This window comes from Leclercia sp. Marseille-Q4284, assembly GCF_916618945.1.
GTDB lineage: Bacteria > Pseudomonadota > Gammaproteobacteria > Enterobacterales > Enterobacteriaceae > Enterobacter > Enterobacter tamurae.
In genome coordinates this window covers 1,577,771-1,599,740 of the sequence record NZ_CAKAKG010000001.1, presented here as the reverse complement: position 1 = coordinate 1,599,740, position 21,970 = coordinate 1,577,771, and the positions used below count along the sequence as shown (strand labels likewise).

9 protein-coding genes are annotated in these 21,970 nt (G+C 57.6%); 3 read left to right on the top strand and 6 right to left on the bottom strand.

The annotated features are described in order from the left end of the window. Positions 1 to 272 precede the first annotated feature (272 nt). From LG383_RS07415 to LG383_RS07395, 5 genes are all read right to left on the bottom strand, one after another. On the bottom strand, positions 273 to 2,963 hold the full coding sequence (locus tag LG383_RS07415) for a tetratricopeptide repeat-containing sulfotransferase family protein (RefSeq protein ID WP_225758701.1): 2,691 nt from the start codon (positions 2,961 to 2,963) through the stop codon (positions 273 to 275). After that, on the bottom strand, positions 2,960 to 12,103 hold the full coding sequence (locus LG383_RS07410) for a cadherin domain-containing protein (RefSeq protein ID WP_225758700.1): 9,144 nt from the start codon (positions 12,101 to 12,103) through the stop codon (positions 2,960 to 2,962). Before LG383_RS07410 ends, LG383_RS07415 begins: the two co-directional genes overlap by 4 nt. Before the next feature lie 78 nt (positions 12,104 to 12,181). Next, entirely contained in the window at positions 12,182 to 13,414 is a 1,233-nt protein-coding gene (locus tag LG383_RS07405) for an HlyD family efflux transporter periplasmic adaptor subunit (protein WP_225758699.1), read from the bottom strand. After that, positions 13,404 to 15,629, bottom strand: coding sequence for a peptidase domain-containing ABC transporter (locus tag LG383_RS07400; protein ID WP_225758698.1), 2,226 nt, complete (start codon positions 15,627 to 15,629; stop codon positions 13,404 to 13,406). Before LG383_RS07400 ends, LG383_RS07405 begins: the two co-directional genes overlap by 11 nt. After that, positions 15,629 to 16,837, bottom strand: a complete 1,209-nt coding sequence (locus LG383_RS07395) for a TolC family protein (protein ID WP_225758697.1) — start codon at positions 16,835 to 16,837, stop codon at positions 15,629 to 15,631. The genes LG383_RS07400 and LG383_RS07395 overlap by 1 nt, the downstream gene beginning before the upstream one ends. 728 nt (positions 16,838 to 17,565) lie before the next feature. Here LG383_RS07395 and LG383_RS07390 point away from each other — a divergent pair. Then, positions 17,566 to 18,492: a hypothetical protein gene (locus tag LG383_RS07390; protein WP_225758696.1), complete on the top strand. Its 927-nt coding sequence runs from the start codon at positions 17,566 to 17,568 to the stop codon at positions 18,490 to 18,492. A gap of 211 nt (positions 18,493 to 18,703) precedes the next feature. Here LG383_RS07390 and LG383_RS07385 read toward each other — a convergent pair whose 3' ends face one another. After that, positions 18,704 to 19,642, bottom strand: coding sequence for a LysR family transcriptional regulator (locus LG383_RS07385; RefSeq protein WP_225758695.1), 939 nt, complete (start codon positions 19,640 to 19,642; stop codon positions 18,704 to 18,706). Positions 19,643 to 19,853: 211 nt separating this feature from the next. On the opposite strand from LG383_RS07385, the gene LG383_RS07380 reads away from it, so the two are divergent. Both LG383_RS07380 and LG383_RS07375 read left to right on the top strand, forming a co-directional pair. Beyond that, the gene (locus tag LG383_RS07380; protein ID WP_225758694.1) at positions 19,854 to 20,984 is read left to right on the top strand and encodes an alkene reductase; all 1,131 of its coding nucleotides are present in this window, start codon (positions 19,854 to 19,856) and stop codon (positions 20,982 to 20,984) included. A 115-nt stretch (positions 20,985 to 21,099) separates the two neighbouring features. Then, positions 21,100 to 21,927 (top strand): N-acyl homoserine lactonase family protein, encoded by an 828-nt coding sequence (locus LG383_RS07375; protein WP_225758693.1) that lies wholly within the window; start codon positions 21,100 to 21,102, stop codon positions 21,925 to 21,927. Positions 21,928 to 21,970 lie beyond the last annotated feature (43 nt).

Here is a 21,970-nt window from a genome sequence, read left to right as displayed (position 1 = left end):
TAGTCAGCAATCGTCACCGCATTCGCATCCTCTACGGCCATTGCGCTAGCGAACATTTCACATTTGTCGATACGACGCGTTGCAAAGCCTTTTGCAGCCAGGCCTTCAGCAAGAAGTGGGTAAGGCGATGCATTCACACCATGCGGGTTGTTTCCATCCCGATCGGTCGGCCCGAAGCCCGGAACGATTAGAACCACAGCGGTTATCGCCTGACTGATACCGCCAACGTGTATGGCCCGTTTAGAGGTTTGCGGGCCTCCTTGCCCGCTAAATTAAAACAGTGCCGTCGCGGAGGTGCGAATGGAATAGCCCAGAGGAAGTGCATCATCCTGGTCAATATCTATTACGCTCATCACTCTGTCATCCATACCGACGTGACGCCCCCTTACCCTCTGTGCTTTTTCCGGTTGCTCCGCTAATTCGTATGCCAGCGCCAGATCGCGTCGCCAGTTGACATTCCATGGGCAGGCCTGGTGTCCCTTTTCCATGTGCGCAATGCCATCCGCCAGGTGCCCTTTACGCACGCAAATCAGGCCCACCATGAAATGCGCGGTCGCGTGTTCGGGCACGTGATGCAGCAGACGCCTGAAGAGCATCTCGGCTTCATCAAGCTTCCCCTCGCGATAGCGGGCGATGCCGTCGGTCTGCATTCCCGGCACGGGCAAGCTCACCATCTCAACTGGCTCGTGCACGATCTTCGCGTTAGTCCCCGCAATCAGCGGCGACAGAAAGTCCGCGTAACGTCGCCAGCGTTCACGTGCAGTCTGATAGATAGGCTGACGCACCTGCCACACGCTGGCGGTCTTGACCGGTCTGTTCAGCTCAGAGGTGTCGAGCACCTGCGGCTCCCATTGCACGCCCACGTATTCCAGCATGCGACGCGCCTCGCGCTCCGGCTCAGAAACCACGTCTTCATAGCGCACCTCGAGAATGTCGCCAGGGAACAACTGGTTCCAGTGGTGCATCATCAGGTTGTGGTCGGCCAGTTGTTCGCCAATCCACCGCAGGTCATAGGCGAAGCCCATCCCGCCGTGCCTGGCCGCGTAGTCGGTGAAGTAGTTGGAGATAGCGATATCGCGTGGGTCGCGTCGCACTGAGATTATCCGCGCATTCGGGAACAGCAGCTTGATAAGACCAATGTTCTCGAAATTGTGTGGCAGCTTGTCCACCACATGCCGGACTTCAGACGCATTTTCGGGCAAGGTTTCCCGCAGCTCCCTAAGCAGGCTGTCGGTGATACCCGCCACGACATCGGCCGATAGATCGTCCACACAATCCGGGTAATGACGTCCTGAACCCGTATGACGTTCCCAGCGTTCCAGCCGGGCGATCGTACTGGGGATCACCCCCAGTTCGCCCGCGCCGTGGATCTGGCTGTGGCCCGCGAGGATCTGTTCGACAAGCGTGGTCCCGGAACGCGGCATACCCAGTACGAATACCGGCAGCGTTGAATCGTTGCCGATGCCGCCACGGTGTTCGTAGAGCGAACGACTGAACGCGTGACGGATACGCGCGCTGCCCTGCCGGTGCGAAACCGGGTCGTAGCGCAGCAGTGCGCGGCTGGCCGCATTGGCGTCATTGGCCAGGGTGAAGGCTTTGGTGTAGTCCTTGCGCTTTTCCCAGGCCGCAGCCAGTTGCAGCAGCAATCCAGGCTGCACCGGGCCGGACAGGCCAGGCCGTCGGGCCAGGGTTTCCAGGCGAATCAACGTTTCGTCGTCTTGCGGAAAACGTCGGGCGTTAATCAGGGCCGCATGACCGCGTGCCGGATCGACAGCCAGAACCTGTTCGAACAACGCGACCGCCTCGTCGATGCGCCCCAGTTGCATATACAGCTGCCCCAGCCCCTGCAGGGCGGGTACCAGGTGCGGATACGCTTGCAGTACCTCGAGGTATCGCGCCTCTGCCCCACTGTAGTGCTGCTCTTGCGCATCCGCCCCGGCGAGTGCCACTTGCGCCTGGGCCAGCCACTGGCCGATCTGCCCGGCGTCCATCTCGGATGATGGCGTCAGCGCCCCGGCCTCCTCGATAGCCTGTTCAGCCATCTGACGCGCCAGCGCCGGATGGCCCTGAGTGGCAACGCTGGCCAGCTTCAGGCGCAAAGGAAGCGTCTTGTTTTGCTGCTGTCCGGCCAGATGGATGGCACGGTGCAACAATGAGATAGCCTGAGGCAGACGCCCCTGTAACTCCGCCAGTTCAGCCTGCTGTTGATACAGATCCGTCTGTTCCGGGTAATACCGCAGACCACGGCGCAGCGCATCCTCGGCCTGGGCATGGCGTCCACGCTCGGCCAGACGCTGAGCATAGCCGGTCAGCAGGCCGCAATAATCGTCCTCAGCCAGTTCAGCATGGCGTGACTCCAGCCAGGTTTCAGCGCGGGCGTTGTCGTCACGGGCCAGCCACAGCTCCAGGCGCAGGCCGCGCAGCTGTTGGTCGTGCAGAGCCGCCTGCGGTGCAGGCCAGTGCTCCCGTTCGCCTGCCCAGAAGAGGTCGGCGGCGGCCAGCGTCTCCTCGGCCTGCGGCAAATTCTCCCGTTGCAGATGGAGACGCAACAGTTGCTGATAAACGTCGACGTCGGGCTGCAGGCGCAGACTGCGTTCATACAGGGGGATAGCCTCCTCCCCCCGCTGATGCTGCACATAACAGGCAGCCAGACGCGCCAGCAAAAGCGCGTGGTCTGGCGCCTCTGTGCGGGTGGCTTCCAGCAGCGCCTGCGCCGCGTCACATTCCCCAAGAAACAGGTGTATGGCGGCCAGGTCGACGCGGGCGTCGACCTCCAGTGCCGCCGGGCTCAGCACCATCAGCGCCTGGCGGGCCGCCTCTGGCTGGCCCAGATGGGCCTGGGCCAGAGCCAGCAGCACCTGTTCTGCCGGTGACATCACCGGCAGGCTATAACAGGCCTCATGCAGCGCGTCGAACTGCCGCATGTCGACCAGACGGCGTAGCAACGTCAGAGAACCTGTCATGGCAGCGCCAGCCCTTGCGAGGTGAGGAGGCCAGCAGGCATCGCCGGCATATAGGCCTGAGCAAACGAATTGTCCCCATTCGGGTTTTGGGCCCATGAGCCGGTCCAGAGATCCGCGCTATAACCACCACGATAGAATTGGCCGTTAGCATCAACACCGGCGGCGTTATAAGCAGAAAACGAAGTAGAGAACCCCGCCAACCAGTTAACGGCATTCCCACCGTGATTCATATTCATCACGGGATCGCCATACTGTCCCCGAACATCACTGCCCGTGCCCACCAGCACAATCTTGTCGTCCTGGCTCAGATTCTGCGCGCCCGACCACATCTCGTTGCTGTCCAGCCCAGCCAGCGAACCGTAATTGCTGTTGACCTGGATATAGATGGTGTACGCGGTATTGGCATCAAAGACGCGCCCGTTGTGATCGGAGCTTTGGCCCGTCGTCAGGTCGAATACCACAATGGACGGATCCCCCATCCCGGCGGAAACGGTCGTGAAATTCAGCCCCGTCGAGGTGCTGATCCCGGCATAGTCATTGCCCGCCGTATCGTGCAGCGCTGTGCTGTCGATCTGGACGTGGTAGTTTGCGCCTGCCGCCAGATCCGTTGTCGGGTTCACCGTCACCGTGTTGCCGCTGATGCTGACCTGCGAACTGTCGGTGATGTCGATAACCTTGTTCAGACTGCTGTTGCTCTCGTTGACGAGGGTGATATGGCCGCTGCCAGCCTGCACATCCTCGCTGAAGGTCAGCGTGAGATTCGCGCCCGTGGCAACGCTGCCGCCGTTGTCCTGCGGCGTGCTGCTGGTGAGCATCGGCGCAGTGTTGTCTACCGTCAGGCCGGTGCTGTCCGCCGCAGTCGCCATGCCGTGGTTTGCCGTGGTGACCGTGACGGCGACGTTGCGACTGTCTACGTGGTTAATGGCACCGGCGGTGAGGGTGTATTGCGCCGTGAATTTCCCATCGCCCGCGATGGCATCCCCGTGGGTACCGTCGTCCCAGGCGGTCGTTGGCGTGCTGGCACCAAACTGGCTGAAGTCCATGGTGACGCTGCTTACAGTGCTGGCATTGGCATCGCCGCTGGCGGAGTTGTCCCACGTGGCGGTAACGGTGTCGCCGACCTTGTAGGTACTGCCGTCTGCGCCACCTGGCATGGAGGTGATGGCGATATGGGCATCGGTCACTGTCGGTGCCACAGGCGCATTCAGGCCGATCTGGTAGATACCACCCACTGCGTAGCCGCTTTTGCCGCCATCGCTTGAGTCGGAATCAAACAGCACAGAATAGGTGATGTCATAGCCGCCCGCGCCGTCGGAGACGATCCGCGGGTTATACAACTGCCCGCCCTGAGGCACCGTGATACCGCTGTCGGTCACGGCACTGGTCAGCTCGCCGGTGGTTTTGGAGATGGTGACCTGGCTAAAGCCGCCGTTACCGTCAGGGAACACAAACACCAGATCGGTGCCGTTGTCATAGGCCGTAGCCGATGCAGCCACGGAGCCGCTGCTTGCCCACGCCAGCTCGTCATGAAGCGTTTTGTCCATCGCGCCAACGTCCACGGCGTGATAGCTCTGGGTCCCCATGTTATAGACGGTATTGCTCTGAACGTTGGTGGTGATCAGCGTCCCGTTGTTGTTGTAGAGCGTGACCTCCCAGGTCGCGGAGCGGTATTCCTGGCTAAAGACGGCAAAACCGCCGTCGAACGCAATGACGTTGGTCGGAGAAGTTTGCTCGTCATTCCAGTTAACGCGCTGCCAGGTGGTGCCGCTGTCGAAATTGACCAGCGAGCCGGTGTCGTCGAGCTTGAAGATGAAGGCACCAATAGGCGTGCTTGTCGCCGACTGACCCGGCGTGCCAATCCAGTCGTAGACCTCGGAGGCCAGGACATAGCTGCCATCGCTCAGTGCCGTCAGTACACCTGGCGACAGCTGGAATTTCATCAACTGGACTGCCGGGCTGGCAACGCCGCCGAAGTTTTGACTCGCGCTGTTGCCGCCGATCAGGGTCTGCGCGACCGGTGTGAAGCTGGTTCCGCTGCCGTTGTAATGGAAGACAGAGACGGCCTGCTGCTGGTCGGTCCCCGGTCCGTAAGTCTGGTAAGCGATCGCGAAATCACCGCCATTCGCGCTGCTCTGCGCGGCAATGGTGACGCCTTGGCCAGGTGACGCCAGCGTGTCGCTCGATTGCAGGTTGCCGCTGTTGTCGTAGATAGCGTAGTGGACGCTGTAGTCATTCCAGTTAAGGGTATCCACCTGCGACCAGGCCACAACGAAGCCGCCGTTGGCCAGCGCCTTGATCTGCGTATCCAGCATGGTGTAGCCCGCAGGAATGCTGATGTCCAGGGTCTTGACGACGTTGTTGTTCACGTCCAGCACCCTGACGACGCCGTCGTACAGCGCACCGGTCGGATCCCAGGTGATATAGTCGCCGCCGGTCTGCCGCATATATTCGACAACCGTATAGCCGTTACTCAACTTCTCCAGGCCGAGGTTGATGGTCATCTCGGTAGAGGTGTCGTTGGTGCTGCCCGAGACCATTGCGCTGCCATCAAGGTTGAGGCCTGGCGCCACCTCAACGGTAACGGTCTGGCTACTGTGGTTGCCCGCCGCATCGGTGGCGGTCACGACCAGGTTATAACTGCCAGCCACGGCGGCGCTGTTCAGGGTGACGAGGCCGGTGGTGGCGTTGATGTCGAACCAGCCGAGGCTGTCCTGATCCAGGCTGTAGGTGACGGCGTTGGCATCGCTGGCGTTGGCGTCGTACACCTGGGTGCCCGCCGCTGCGCCGCTGGTGAGGGTGGTGCCGGTAGCAGTTGCGCCGCCTGCAATAACAGGTGCGGTGTTGTCCACGATCACGCTGCTGCCGGAGATAGCAGAGACATTGCCGGACGCGTCCACGGCGTAAGCGTGGTAAGTGCCGTCGACAAGGCCAGTCAGCGCCAGCGTAGAGCCGGTATTAGCCGTGACGGCAACGCTGTTCACCAGATTGTCGGCAGCACTGGTGAGGCTGTTCAGATCCGTCACTGTCACGCTGTCGCTGACCAGATATACCGTGCCAGTTTCGGTGCTCTGCACGCTGACCGTCTCGCTGCTGTTCTCCACGCCATCCGCGTCACGGATAAGCGTGGCGATCGGCGGTGTAGTATCGACGACGTTGTAGGTGACGGTCTGCGTGGTTTGATTACCGGCGGCATCGGTGACGGTGACAATGAATTGCGCACCGGTGGCCTTGGCCGGGCTGGTGAGCAGCGTCACGACGCCGGTGCTGGCGTTGATGCGGAAGTGCTGGATGTCGTTCAGGCTGTAGGTGACCCCGTGCGCGTCGGTCGCGGCAGCGGTGTAGACCGTGTCGCCAGCGACGGTGCTGTCCGTAATGTCGGCGGCGGTGGCCGCGCTGGTGAAGACAGGGTCGACGTTATCCACCATCACGCTGCTGCCGGAAATGACTGACAGATTGCCTGCCGCATCAACAGCCCAGGCATGGTAGGTACCGTCAGCGAGGTTGGCTGCGGAGATCGCTGCAGGGGTATTGGCGGTAACGACAGTGCTGGCCCACTGGTCGCTGGCCGCGCCGGTAATGTCGCTAAGCTGACTGACCACCACTGTGTCGTTGACCAGATAGACGGTGCCGCTTTCGCTGCTTTGCACGGTCGCGTGGCCATCATGGTTCAGCACGACGAGGTTTTCGTAGGTGCTGCCGTCGGCGTTAAATTTCTGCACATACAGGTTGAAGTTAAAAATACCGTTGGCAGGATTGAAAGCGTACCAGGTCACCATGTATTCGCCGTCTGCACCGACGGCGGTCACTTGTGGGTATTGGTCAATCGCGCCGCCGGAAGCCTCCAGACGCACAATATCGCCTACCGCGACGCCGCTGGCATTGAACTTCTGCACATAGATGTCCGGGCTCGAGCCGCTATTACCCATCCAGGTGACGACGTAGCCGCCATCACCCAGCGCCGTGATGCGCGGGTTTTCGTCGTAGTTATTGCTCGTATTGTTGTGCGGTGCATCGAGTTGCACGACAGCGCCCACTTTGCTGCCACCTGCAGTGAACTGCTGCACATAGACAGTGTAATCCCAGGATCCGTTGGTGGTGTCGTATTCCATCCAGGTGATGGCGTAGCCGCCGTCGGCCAGCGCGGCAACATACGGATAGGTATAGTTGCCACCGTTACTGCCGCTGCTCAAGCCGTCCAGTTCGACGGGGGTGCCGACTTTAGCGCCAGTGGCATCGAACTGCTGCACCCAGGTGCTGCTGTCGTAATTCGAGCTGTTGTAGTCGAAGCCCGACCAGGTGACGACATAGCCGCCGCCAGTCAGCGCCGTGATCTGCGGCTGGGTTTCGTAGCTGGAACTGTTTCCGGTAGTGCCATCCAGCACCACCGGGGGGGAACCGGTGCCGGTAGCGTCGAACTGCTGCACGTAGATGTGGTAATCGCCGGAGGTATAGCCCTGCCAGGTCACCACGTAGCCGCCATTGTCCAGCACGGTGATCTGCGGGCTGGCATTGCTATAAGAGCCAGGCACCACCAGTGGCACGGTGTTGCCCACGGCGACACCGGCGTCGTCAAAGCGCTGCACGTACACGCCGTCGCTGCCGCTGGTGTACCAGGTCACGATATAGCCGCCATCGGCCAGCGTCGCGATCTGCGGGGCGATGTCCTGCGCAGAAGCGTACCCATCCAGTTTCACAGCGGCGGATAGGGAGATGCCGTCAGCGTTGAATAACTGCGTATAGATGCTGGTGTCGTTGCTGCCATCGTTCTGGCCGATCCAGGCCACAGCGTAAGCCCCGGCATCATTAATGGCTGTCACGCTGACAACACTGTCTGACCAGTTGTAGAAAGAGTTGGTCGCACCTGATGCGAGCTGTACGGCATCACCCAGCGCCACACCCTGAGCGCTTAGGCGCTGCGCATAGATCCCGTAGCTGCCATTGTTGTTGCCTGCCCATGTCACCAGGAAGCTGCCGTCACCCAGCGCGGTGGTGTCAAAACCGTTGGGGTAAGTGGAGTAGGTCGCCGGGCTCAACATTACTGGCCCCGACGAGCTGCCGTCGAGGGTGACAGTCGGTGCGATTTCGTCCACATCGGTGACATTGACGGTAACGGTCTGCGTGGTTGCGTGACCCGCGGCGTCAGTGGCAACGACGTTGAAGGTGTATTGCGGCACGTGGGTGCCTTCATAGTCGGGGCTGGTATTAAAGGTGACCGCACCCGTTGCAGCGTCGATAGTGAAATACTGGGCGTCTGCGCGACCAGGCTCGTCAGCCAGGCTATAGGTGACATGCTCGCCACCGTCGGCGGCGTCATTATCGTTGGCCTGTGCGGTATAGATGGCGGTGCTGGCGGCGGTATTCTCAGCAACGCTTACCGTGGCGCTGGCATAGCTGTCGCTGCTGTTGCCGGTGGTGAAGCTCGGGGCCTGCTCATCAACGTTGTTGATCCCCAGGGTCACCTTCTGGCTGCTGGCATTGCCCGCCGCATCGGTGGCCACCACGGTGAAGCTGTAGCTGGCTTTGCTCTCAAAATCCGGGTTGCCGGTCAGGGTGACCGCGCCGGTGATCGGATCAATCGTCAGATCCGCGTCGCTGCCCGCTTTCAGGGAGAAGGTGACGCCGTTGCTGATATCGGCGCTATCGGTGGCCGTGGCGGTGTAGATCACCTGGCCTGCGCCGCTGTTTTCGTTGATTGCGGTAGCGGTGGTGCCGCTGGTGATGGTCGGGGCAACTTCATCGAGGTTGTTGATCCCCAGGGTCACCTTCTGGCTGCTGGCATTGCCCGCCGCATCGGTGGCCACCACGGTGAAGCTGTAGCTGGCTTTGCTCTCAAAATTCGGGTTGCCGGTCAGGGTGACCGCGCCGGTGGTTGCATCAATCGTCAGGTCCGCGTCGCTGCCCGCTTTCAGCGAGAAGGTAACGCCGTTGCTGATATCGCCGGTATCGGTCGCCGTGGCGGTGTAGATCACCTGCCCGGCACCGCTGTTTTCGTTGATTGCGGTAGCGGTGGTGCCGCTGGTGATGGTCGGGGCAACTTCATCGAGGTTGTTGATCCCCAGGGTTACCTTCTGGCTGCTGGCATTGCCCGCCGCATCGGTGGCCACCACGGTGAAGCTGTAGCTGGCTTTGCTCTCATAATCCGGGTTACCGGTCAGGGTGACCGCGCCGGTGATCGGATCAATCGTCAGATCCGCGTCGCTGCCCGCTTTCAGCGAGAAGGTAACGCCGTTGCTGATATCGCTGGTATCGGTGGCCGTGGCGGTGTAAATCACCTGCCCGGCACCGCTGTTTTCGTTGATTGCGGTAGCGGTGGTGCCGCTGGTGATGGTCGGGGCAACTTCATCAAGGTTGTTGATCCCCAGGGTCACCTTCTGGCTGCTGGCGTTGCCCGCCGCATCGGTGGCCACCACGGTGAAGCTGTAGCTGGCTTTGCTCTCAAAATTCGGGTCGCCGGTCAGGGTGACCGCGCCGGTGATCGGATCAATCGTCAGATCCGCGTCGCTGCCCGCTTTCAGGGAGAAGGTGACGCCCCCGCTGATGTCGGCGGTATCGGTGGCCGTGGCGGTGTAGATCACCTGGCCTGCGCCGCTGTTTTCGTTGATTGCGGTAGCGGTGGTGCCGCTGGTGATGGTCGGCGCAACTTCATCGAGGTTGTTGATCCCCTGGGTCACCTTCTGGCTGCTGGCGTTGCCCGCCGCATCGGTGGCCACCACGGTGAAGCTGTAGCTGGCTTTGCTCTCATAATCCGGGTTGCCGGTCAGGGTGACCGCGCCGGTGATCGGATCAATCGTCAGATCCGCGTCGCTGCCCGCTTTCAGGGAGAAGGTGACGCCGTTGCTGATGTCGCCAGTGTCGGTGGCCGTGGCGGTGTAGATCACCTGACCGGCACCGCTGTTTTCGTTGATTGCCGGGGCGGTTGTACCGCTGGTGATGGTCGGGGCAACTTCATCGAGGTTGTTGATCCCCAGGGTCACCTTCTGGCTGCTGGCATTGCCCGCCGCATCGGTGGCGACCACGGTGAAGCTGTAGCTGGCTTTGTTCTCAAAGTCCGGGTTACCGGTCAGGGTGACCGCTCCGGTGGAGGCATCAATAGTCAGGCCCGCATCGCTGCCCGCTTTCAGCGAGAAGGTAACGCCGTTGCTGATGTCGCCAGTGTCGGTGGCCGTGGCGGTGTAGATCACCTGCCCTGCGCCGCTGTTTTCGTTGATTGCGGTAGCGGTGGTGCCGCTGGTGATGGTCGGCGCAACTTCGTCGAGGTTGTTGATCCCCAGGGTCACCTTCTGGCTGCTGGCATTGCCCGCCGCATCGGTGGCCACTACGGTGAAGCTGTAGCTGGCTTTGTTTTCAAAATCCGGGTTGCCGGTCAGGGTGACCGCGCCGGTGATCGGATCAATCGTCAGATCCGCGTCGCTGCCCGCTTTCAGGGAGAAGGTGACGCCCCCGCTGATGTCGGCGGTATCGGTGGTCGTGGCAGTATAGATCACCTGGCCTGCGCCGCTGTTTTCGTTGATTGCGGTAGCGGTGGTGCCGCTGGTGATGGTCGGCGCAACTTCGTCGAGGTTGTTGATCCCCAGGGTCACCTTCTGGCTGCTGGCGTTGCCCGCCGCATCGGTGGCCACCACGGTGAAGCTGTAGCTGGCTTTGTTCTCAAAGTCCGGGTTGCCGATCAGGGTGACCGCACCGGTGGCGGCATTGATGCTGAACAGCGCGCTATCGCCGGTGGTGCTCAGGCTGTAGCTAAACTGGCTGGGGTCGGTGGCGACAGCAGTCCAGACCACCTGGCCTGCCCCGATGTTCTCATCCACGCTGGCCGTCGTGGCGCTGCTGAAGACAGGCGCATGGGTATCAATAATGAGGCTGAGTCCACCGGACGTGTCAGTGGCGGTCGCTGCGCCTTTAATCAGCAACGACTGCACCTCATCGGACAAACTGCTACTGCTGCCGAGTGTGATCCCGGCAGTGACGGTGTCAAGGATGGCCTGGGTGGATGCACCGGCGTTGGCTTCCGCGCCGGAGAATGCCGCCAGCAGCAGGCCATATTTTTCACCGGCACTCAGGCCATCGGTCGCATCATAGCTGCCGCCGTTGGTGGCAACGACCGTGGTGTTCAGAATGTCATCCACACCAAACAGGCTGCTAATGGCGGCGGACGTGTCGGCCACCTGCGTCGCACTCAGGGTGGCTGGACTGTCAGGCGTGCCGCCGATGGCTTCCTGAGCCTTGTTATAGGCGAGAGTGGTCAACACGTTAATATTGAGAACGAGGGTACTGTTGTCTCCGGAGATAACACCCATGCTCCAGAGCTGCGCAGAGAGGTCTTTTCCCGCGCCAGTCGCTTCGTCCAGGTAGTCAGCAGCGCTGCCGCTGTTGACGAGCTTAACAATCACCACGCCGCTGTAACTGCCAGCAGAGATGGTTACCGAGCCGTTGGGCCCCAGCGTCCCCGTGCCAATCAGCGTTTTGCCATCGGCCTGATAAATCTCTACATTCAAATCGTTACTGCTGAGCGCCGGGCCGCCGACAAAATTAAGCTCGACGGCGTTCTGTACAGCGGGTTCTCCACCGCCGTTATCGTGCTTGCCGCCATTGTCACTCCCGCTATGACCACTCGCCACGGCAACCCCGACCACGCCACCCAGTGCGAGAGCGCCAGCCAGGTAGCCCACGTAAGAGTGCGATTGAGGAAGGTAGGTGACCGGATGGCCAGACACCACAGAGCTATTCTGCAGGCCGGCTAAGATACTCTCGAGACCCGGGTGACCAGAGGTCATGCTGGCCAGCGCGTCCGGCGAACCGTGCGCATAGAGAACATGGCTGCCGTCGGCCAACGCCGCCCCTTCGGTGCTACCGGGCGTCATCAGTTGGGTAGCGGAGCCATCAGCAGGCAGGGTGACGCTGGTATCGTTTTGCGAATACCAGTCCTGCAGGGTCAACGTGGTGCCATCGGCATAGTCCAGCTGCAGATCTTGCCCGTGACGCGAAGCCACGACGTCATCGGCCAGCTTTTCCTGATCTTTATCGCCCTGGCGCTTGAGCACCCGGTAAGCTTCACCCGGCGCGGCCTTGTGAATGTTGGCCTGCCCGGCCTGCAGGGTAATACGGGTTTTACCGGTACTGAGCGTATATTGGCGTGGGTTCATCTGGGTCTCGGATGTCATTGTGTGTTGTGTCCAATTGGGGCGAACAGGAAAATCGGGTTGCAACGACCACCTGTGGTGTCATCGCTCCTGGAATGATTCACTGAGTGTTTTACGCAAAGGTTTAAGTAAAAAATCCATCAGCGTGCGATCGCCGGTACGGATATCGAGCTGAGATGTCATGCCCGGCAGGATGTCCAGTTGACGACCTGTCGTACTGCGCACAAGCTGCCCCTCTCCTTCTGCATGGCTTTTCAAACGAACGTGGACGCGGTAGTAGATCTCCTCGCCACGGGGTGTGTTTTCTTTAAGGGTGTCGGCCGACACATAGATCACCTCCCCCTGCAATGCGCCATAAATGGTGTAATCGAAGGGATCCAGCCGTACGGTGGCCGGCAGTCCAACCTGAACGCGGGCAATATCAGCAGGCAGAACCTTAGCTTCAACGATGAGGGCATCATCTGACGGGACGATCTGCATAATTTCATCACCGGCACGCAGTACCCCACCCAGCGTGGTGACGCGGACGTTTTTGACTATCCCAGGTCCCATGGCCGTAAAGACCGTATCGTGCACCTGCTGGCGACGGCCGGCCATCTGTTGCAGCGTCTGGCTCAGGTCATCTTCGGCCTTGGTGAGATCGGCTCGCGCGTCATCCAGAAACTTATTGCGTCGACCCAGCAGGCGGGCACGGGCTTCATTGAGATCGCGCTGCGCGTTAAGCCGCTCACTGGTGCTCACATCCCCAGAGCGTTCAAGCCCGTTCACCAGGTTGAGCTTCTGACTGGCTAAATTGACAGCGGTTTGCAGCGCAGTGATATCTTCCTGCAGGCTCTGACGGCGCTGCAAAAACAGGGCGCGCTCAATGTCAGCCTGCTCGCGCAATGCCGGATCAGGATCGGAGGGGAACCGGGGGGCTGACTGGCCCGTTGATTCTGCGCGCAGTCGGGCAATACGCGCCCGTAGACCGACGATACGCGCGTCCACTTCACCCGCCGCTGCCTCAACGCGGGTTGGGTCGAGACGAGCCAGAATCTGCCCCGCCTTAACATGGTCACCCTCTTTGACGCCCAGCTCGGACAGTACGCCCCCGTCCACGGTCTGGATTATCTGCACCCGGCTGCTGGCGATCACTTCCCCGTGTGCCCGTGCGACTTCATCAATGCGAAAATAGATCGCCCAGATGACAAAACCCAGCACCAGGACGACGATGCTCCCGATAAGCCCGGCGGAGAGTCGGCTACGGTGGTAGTTTTCCAGCCGATGCACGCGAGCGGCGTCAGCGACCTCGTCGTCAAACAGTTCAACGGCCATTAAGGACTCCTGCTGAATTAGATGCTTCAGGCATACGTGTTTTTAAGTTCGTTACTTCAACGGTGGGCCGCGAACCCGTGGCGCGGGCCATTAGTCCTGGCATCAGTTTTTCCGGTGCACCATCACGTACGATGGTGCCTTCCTGCACGACCAGGACGCGGGTGGCAAAATTAACGGCAGCCATCGGACGGTGAGTGGCGACGATGAGGATATCTTCTGGCTGCAGCCTGGCCTGTAATGCTTGCCAGACACGGGCCTCCGCTTCGCCATCCAGCGAGGCCGTCGGTTCATCCAGAAGCCAGATACGTGGACGAGACATCAGCACACGTGCCAGCCCTACCAGCTGGCGCTGACCGCCAGAAAGACCCGAGCCACCTTCGCTGATCGCCATATCCATACCCAGCGGATTACTGGCAGCCACCTGATCCAGCGCCAGATCGCGGGTGACGTCGGTCAGCGTGGTGTCGCTGACTGCTCCTGCGAGCATCAGATTGCTTCGCAGCGTGCCTTTGAAGAGCTGCACCGCTTGTGGCAGATAGCCAACCTGAGCACTGACCAGTTGGGGATCGATCTCCCACAAATCGGCATCGCCCAGGCGTACGCGGCCCTCACCGGGGCGATACAGCCCGGACAGGATCTTCAGCAGCGTCGATTTACCGCCGCCAACGGGCCCTAACAGCAGAACGCGTTCACCGGCATGAAAGCGAAGTGCGGGAATATTGAGTTGTTGTACCGGAGACTGCGGAAAGGCGAAGCGCAGCTTTTCCACACTAATATGTTCTGGCAGGCGATCGGGCAACAGCAGGGTCTGTCCGGGACGACGCTCCGTCGGTTTACGCAGCAGGTTGTTCACCATGTCCAGCGCTTCTCTGACCTGCTGCCATTGCATCAGGTACTGAACGCCCTGACTCACCGGCCCGATGACACGCCCCCCCAGAATACTGCAGGCGACCATGCCCCCGGTGGTCAAATATCCGGCCTCGACGCCCCAGACGCCCACCACGATCCCCATAACATACGCCAGCGTCGACAGACTGCCGGTGGTGTTAGTACAGAACTGACTGAGCGATTTTTGCTGAATGCTGTAGCCAGCGATGGAATTGCTGAGCGTCTGCCAGTCTTGTGCAAAACGCCAGCCAGCATGACTGGCGCGCAGCGTCTCGGCGCCGCGAATACTGTCGACTAACAGGCCCAGACGCTCGTTGCTGCGAAGCATCTGTTGGCGCGTGAGACGGCGTAAGCGCATACGCGTGAACAGGCCAAGCGCCAGCGCGACAGGCAGCATTCCAAGGTAAACCCAGCCGACGGGCCCACCGATCAAACCAATCAGCCCGATAAACAGAAAGGCAAACGGCAGATCCACGATCCCGAAGACCAGACCGGCAGAGACAACCTGCCGTACCGAATCCAGCGCCCCCACCTGCGCGGCCAGCGTGCCCAGACTGCCGGGCTGCTGGTCGAGTTGCAGGTGCAGCAGGTGTTCATAGACATGCTGGGAAAGGCGTTTATCCACACTGCTGGCAACGCTGTCCATAACGCGGGCCCGCAGCGTTTTGAGCAGCCAGTCCAGCCCCACAACCAGCACCATCCCCACGACCAGCGTGGTCAGGGTTGCCCAGGCCAGGGTAGGCACCACGCGATCGTAGATCTGCATCGCGAAGAGCGAGGTGGGAATGGCCAGGATGTTCACCAGCAGCGTGGCGGCGACGACCTGGAACACCCAACGGCGGTCGCGCAACAGTTCTCGCCAGACCAGGCGCATGGCCGGGTTTTCACTATCAGAGAGGTTTTCTGACTGTACAGGTGAAGCCAGTCTCAACCAGAGAACAGCCGTTTCGTCACCCGCAACCGTACCCGGCGCACCGGTCAGAATATCGTCTACCGTTAGCGTTCGGGATTCGGCACCTTCACGGGTCAGCGTAAGGGTATCGGTATTCCCTCCCTCACTGTGTCGCTCGGCTAGCCACCATGTTTGTTCGTGCCACATCAGTGCCGGGAGTTGACGGGGATCAAAACGCCGCCACGGAAGCAACGCCAGCCGGACATCTTTCATCCCCGCGTCCGACAGTAAACTGCGCACATCATCCTGGGGGCGATCTGTCAATGAAGGAACGGTCTGCGCACGTGCATACGCCTGCGTTAACGCCGCTTTATTCACCGGGGCCTTTAGCTTGTCCAGCAAGGCCAGTAATTCAGAGAGAGGAACAGATATCATCAGGGAAGGCTCGCAGACGTGTTAGCTAATTGGGTGCCTGGCAGGGCGCCAGAGGTATCGTCCATACGTCCTGTGCGTGCAGCCAGGCGCAGGCAATCGACCCGCCATGCCGATCGTACCGCTACCAGGGCTTGTTGTTGTTCAGTTAATTCGCGCACGGCGTTGAGGACATCCAGCCAGCTCTTGTAGCCCGATTCATACTGGCGTCGGAAGGATGCCAGCGTGTCGCTGAGTTCAATGACAGACTGCTCATAACCCGTCATCAGCATTTGGTTAGCATCACGCTGATCGAGCAGCTGGCGCGTCTGAATGTCTTCGCTGTGGCGTTGTTGAGCCAGATCCTGTCGTGCGGACTCCACGCGTTCTATTGCCGCGTTCTGAAGGCCGCGGTTCACCAGTCCCAGACCTTCCATCGTGCCGGTCACCACAACATTGATCGTATTTTCATTTCTCTGATTGGGGATGCCCGAGTAGTCATTGCGAGAGGCTTGCAGGGAGACGGTCGGCATGGATGAGGTGCGCTGACGTTTCACATCCGTTTCGGCAAGCGTGACCCCCGCTTCGCGGGCTCGTACGGTTGCACTCTGCGCAAGAATTTGTTCCTGTATAGCCCGATCGGCAGGCAGTTTGAGGATGCTGCCAGGCACCGGCAGGTCGCTTGCGACCGGCACCTGCGTCAAGGATAACAGCGTGGATTCAGCGGTAAGCAGGTCCGATTTGGCCTGTTCGAATGAGGAACGCGCCTGTAACAACCGGGCCTTCGCCAGGCTGACATCAGCCGAAGACGCCAGTCCCCCCTGCTGACGGCGCTGGATCTGTTCCTGCAACGCCTGATGGTTGGTAACGTTCGATTCGGCAACGGCAAGACGCTCGCGAACACCCTGGACATTCGCATAGGCCACTGCGGTCTCTTCCAGCAAGTCACGACGTGTCGCCCAGGCCGTAGCTTGCTGAGCAAGGGTGTCAGTGTCGGCGTAGTCAATGGCGCTGTCGATGCGCCCAAACGCCCATAATGGTTGCGATACACTCAGCGTGGTCGAACTGGAATCATTGTAACCAGAAATTTGCCCCGTCCCTGCGCTGGCCCCAAGGGTTGGCAAACGTGCCGCGCGGGCGCTGTCGGCGTTGGCCTCTTTGGAACGCACAAGCGCCTGCTGACTGGCCAGACCGGGGTGATGGAGCATGGTGCTGCGCAGTGCGGCGTACAACCCCCCCGGCGAAGTGTCGTCAGAGATAGAGTGCGAAGGCACCCTCGCCTCAGCCATGGTCACAGAAATGACAAAGGCTAAAGGAAGTATGATTGCAGGAAGAATGCGACAACCGTGTCGCACTGGAAGAAACCCCATGTCTGAAGAGCCCTGTATTTAAGAAAGTGTAAAAGGCCCACCGATCACGATTTTTCTCAGGTTATCCCGACATAACAATGATTTAATAAATGGCACGGCCGGATAACGAGCTGGAAATAAGAAAATGCCTATTGTTTTACGCAATGATTACCGATCAACAACATTCATGTCAATGTGTGTAATCGTGTAATAAAGACTGTAAAACATCGTTAATTGAGACGATAAGTTCATTTAACTCAAATATCCGCAGGATGAAGAAAAACTTTATTAGAGGAATATCTGTTAAGGCAGTGGATAATTTGTCACTAGCGAAAAGTGGCAGAGGGAGGTGTTGATTGTTGAGTTAGGCAAGAGAATGTCGTTGCCCCTGAGAGGAAGTGACGTTGTATGGCAAATCAAGGCTGTTATAAAGCGTTATTAACTTATCCAGATCCCAGCCCCGACGTTTACTGTCCAGAGCCATGTTAAACAGAGCCAAAATGAATCCGACAGACGTTTTTCAGTTTGTTGGGCCTAAAGGTAAGCAATACTGTAATTTTGAAAAGCCTGAAATAAGTATGATGCATAAGACATGAAGCTAAAGGACAGACATGACAGCATATTCCAATTCTGATGCGGCAAGGGACTTACGCCCGGCCTTAGACAAGGCACCCGCTGGCGCGGTGAACGGAGAATGGTTCTTTATCACCGAACAGGCAGGCGTCTCCTCACAAATCGGAGGTTACATGTATGCCGACGGGAGTCACGTTGCAGAGGGTAACCACGCCTTACAGAAGGTCCGGGAGGTTGTCGGGAAACTCGAAGCATCACGGGTACAGCCCTTCAATAAAGTTATCGTTCACTGGACAAGGTCTAAAATACCGTTAATACGGGGGCGCGTTACGGTTGAGACATTATTCGATGAGACTATTGTGCCGCGCGGTCCTCAGGACCCGATTTATGAGATTGCCGCTGTAGCAAGGCGAGCCTTCTGGGAAAAGTATGGCAGCGTCTCAGATGGCTTTACGGTTGAACGAGATGACGCAAACGTACATAACCAGACGAAATGGTTCGGGCCCCATCGCCGGGTGCTCAATATTAAGAGGAACACCACATTAACGCTTGCCACTGATGGCCTCTCGACGCCCTGGGCCGGCATTGCAGACCCGGAAAATGGCGTAGGATGCGAACTTTTCATGGAATTAGACGCTTCGAATATGATCAGCCAGCAGATTGATGACTGGGCTCATCTCTTGATTACCCTGGGGGATCTCGTTGCCGATGGTTATCAGGTTGCGGCTGATGTAGAAAATTATGGCGCAATCCTGTTTTGCGCTCTTACAGACGAATATAACCCAGTGACCCGAATCATCCTCAGCCGTGATAGCCGCAGGATTGATAATTTGCCTTTCGGTTCGGTTCCGCTCATTCGCGTAACGCCGATAGCAGAGTCAGAGATTGAACATCTGGACCAATCCGATGAATGGGCATCAAGCGCAGCAAGACATGCTCTCGCGGAACGGCAGATAGCAATATAGACAATTAACGCGACGTTATTCACGCCCCTTACGAGGCAGAGTGAGTTCAGTCGCTTTCCTTAAAGGAAGAACAGCATCAAATGATTGAGCTTGTTCCGCTGTGAGCGATAAGCGGAACTTCTCTCGCGCTATTATTGCTTATTTCAGCGTTAAGGCAAATGGTTCGAAAGTTCATCATTTCATTACCTATTTTTTAGACATACGCCAGCGGTTAATGATTGTTAATAAAGTATTGATCCCAGTATGGAGGGGAGCCGATCTCATCAACCATAAATTTGAGAATTTCACGTATGCGGTGCGAGCGAAGCTTATTTTCGGGATAGAGAGCGTGTATAACGGTCGGGACAGATTCTGCTGACATATCCCATTCAGGAAGGAGTCTTATAAGACTACCATTCACAAAAATTTCAGGGCTAAAAATCCATGTTGGAAACAGCACAATGCCTGCTCCGTCCTGTGCCGCAGCGACCAGTGCTCCAGCATTGTTGCTACTTATGCCGCCACTGACCTCAATATTCTTATACTTATCTTTCAGAGATGTACGGTAATACCACCGCTGTTCTCCTGATCCCCCACGATACAGCAGGCAGTTATGGTTGCGGAGATCTTCCGGTTGCATCGGTATACCGTTCTGCTGCAGATAGGTCTGGCTGGCTGCCACAATATACTGTTGATCGCAAATTACCTTACCTAACATTCCGGAATCCTCGACCGTACTTACCCTGAAGGTAATATCATTTCCCTCCTGTACCGGGTCACGAAAGGTATCTGTCAGGGTCAGTTCAACGGATACGCCCGGATATTTCCTTCTTAATTGACTGACGAGATTAACAATATGCAGCCTGCCCAGTGCTTCCGGGGCATTAATCCTTATTTTGCCACTTATTTGCTGGCCTTCCTGAGCAATTTGCTCGGCAGCGTTATCCAGCAGGTCCAGAGCCTCCCTGACCTGAGACCGGAACCAGGTTCCTTTTTCTGTCAGAGTTACCGCTCGTGTGCTTCGGTACAAAAGCTGCTGATTTAGCTCTTTTTCCAGTGCTGCTATATCACGCGATACCGATGAGGCCGGGACACCAAAGTGACGCGCTGTTGCGAGAAAGCTGCCGGAGCTGGAAACCATTAAAAAATAACGAAGTGCCTTAAGCTGCATAAGCCCTCTCAATGTATGCGAAACGGATTAACTCACTGTCAGTTGTTGCTGTGATGACTAACTAATAAGCTATAAATTGTCATTATTGCAATAATGTTTTGCATTTTAGCCTAATTGTTCCTTTAATAACATTTTTCTAGACTGTATCCAGACCTGACGGCTGAGATGAATTTCAAAGCCGTCGTGAACGTAAATTCATTCTGGGGACGTTATGAAAAACACATTATTTGAAGCCTACAATCTGTCAGGAACCTCCTTAAGCAATCGCGTAGTCATGGCTCCGATGACGCGCTCCCGTGCACCCTGCGACGTCGCTGACACGATGACAGCCCTCTATTACACCCAACGCGCCACGGCGGGCCTGATCGTGACTGAAGGCACCCCGGTGTCACGTGAAGGGCAGGGATATCTGTTCAATCCGGGGATTTACAGTGATGATCAGATTGCTGGCTGGAAGCTGACCACGGATTCAGTACATGCTGTTGGAGGACGAATCTTTGCACAACTCTGGCATGTAGGCCGGTTGTCCCATCCCTCAATTCAGGAAGGCGGTAAGCTACCTGTCAGCCCGAGTTCCAGAAAAGCAGAAGGGACGAAAGCCTTCGGCTATGATGAAAACGGGCAGCCCGCCCTGATTGACACTCCTGCTCCGCGACCATTGAATACGGATGAGATCCCACGGCTTGTTGAAGACTTTGCCTGGGCTGCTGAAAACGCGATAGCTGCCGGTTTTGATGGTGTCGAGATCCATGCTGCCAATGGCTATCTTTTCGAGCAGTTTCTCAATCCAGGTGTCAATGACCGTACCGACAAATATGCAGCCGACACGCTGGATAACCGGCTAAGATTCACGCTTGAAGTCATCGATGCAGTAACGACAAGGATCGGTGCAAATCGAACAGGTATTCGACTGTCTCCTTATGGTCAGATTTTTGATATGCCGGTATATCCCGAAATTAATGAAACTTACCTGGCCCTTGCCGCAGAAATCGGTAAGCGTGAGCTTGCCTACCTGCATCTTATGAATCAGTCAGGCTTCTCTCGTGCAGACGGCAAAGTTGAAGGATCTGCTGAAAATGGTTTCTTCGAGCTTATGCGAGGAATGAAGTCACCGCTGAACGCTACAGCATTGATCCTGGCTGGCGGACTGACCCGTGATCTGGCAACGGAAATGATTGAGGGAGGTGAAATTGACCTCGCCGGGTTTGGCGCGAACTTTATCAGCAACCCGGACCTGGTAGCACGTATGCAGAATGGGCTGCCGCTTGCAGAACCCGATCGGGAGACATTCTATGGTGGGGATTCAAAAGGTTATGTCGATTACCCTCCCTATGGAGCTTAATCATTGAATGAGAGGGTTCGCCTGTTTCTGTGAAAATATCGCAAACCGGCTGAAATTTTTCTGACTGAGTAAACAAACTTTTCTGGCAGAACGGAAAATTTGAAGGGTTCAAAATATGAACTGGGTAAAATATGTCGTTGGCGCCGTTGCGCTTTACAGCCTGAGCCTGACCGCTCATGCTGAATCAATTAAATTATGGCGACTTAACTGTGGCACCATCGAGTTATCGGATATGAGTCCTTTTTCCGATACCTTCGATTATGCAGTTAAGCCGCGACACGTGGCCGATAGCTGCTATCTGATTAGCCATAACAACACATGGATGTTGTGGGATACAGGCCTTCCTTTGTCTGACCTGGGAAAAGATCAGAGCGGGACAGGTATACGGCCGCGTCTTGAACGTCCACTGGTTGAGCAGCTCGCAAAGCTAAACGTGACGCCTGATATGATCTCATTGGTCGCGCTCAGTCATTACCATTTTGATCACGCTGGCCAGCTCTCCAGCTTTCCTAAAGCTCGCTTGCTCATCGGCGCGAGCGATATGGCAGTGATTCGTTCCCAAAAGCCTGACGAGAACCTCGACCGGAGCCAGTTCACTCACTGGCTTTCCGGTAACGCAAAGGTGACTGAAGTAGAGGGTGATTTTGATATTTTTGGCGACGGTAAGGTGGTCATGCTTAAAACACCAGGACACACTCCAGGCCATCATTCCTTGCTGGTACGCCTTCGCGACAGGAATATCATTCTTTCCGGAGACTTATGGCATTTTGCTGCCTCAGTACCGATTAATGGTGTACCGACATTTAATACTAATCGCGCCGATACGCTTGCATCACAGGACAGATTAAACCGTATTATCCATAACCTTAACGCCGAACTCATCATTGGCCACGAGGCTGCGGATATTGAAAAATTACCCAAATTTCCTCAGGCTGCAGAATAACTACAGAGAACCTTTTTAAGGGGATGAATGAATCATCCTGACA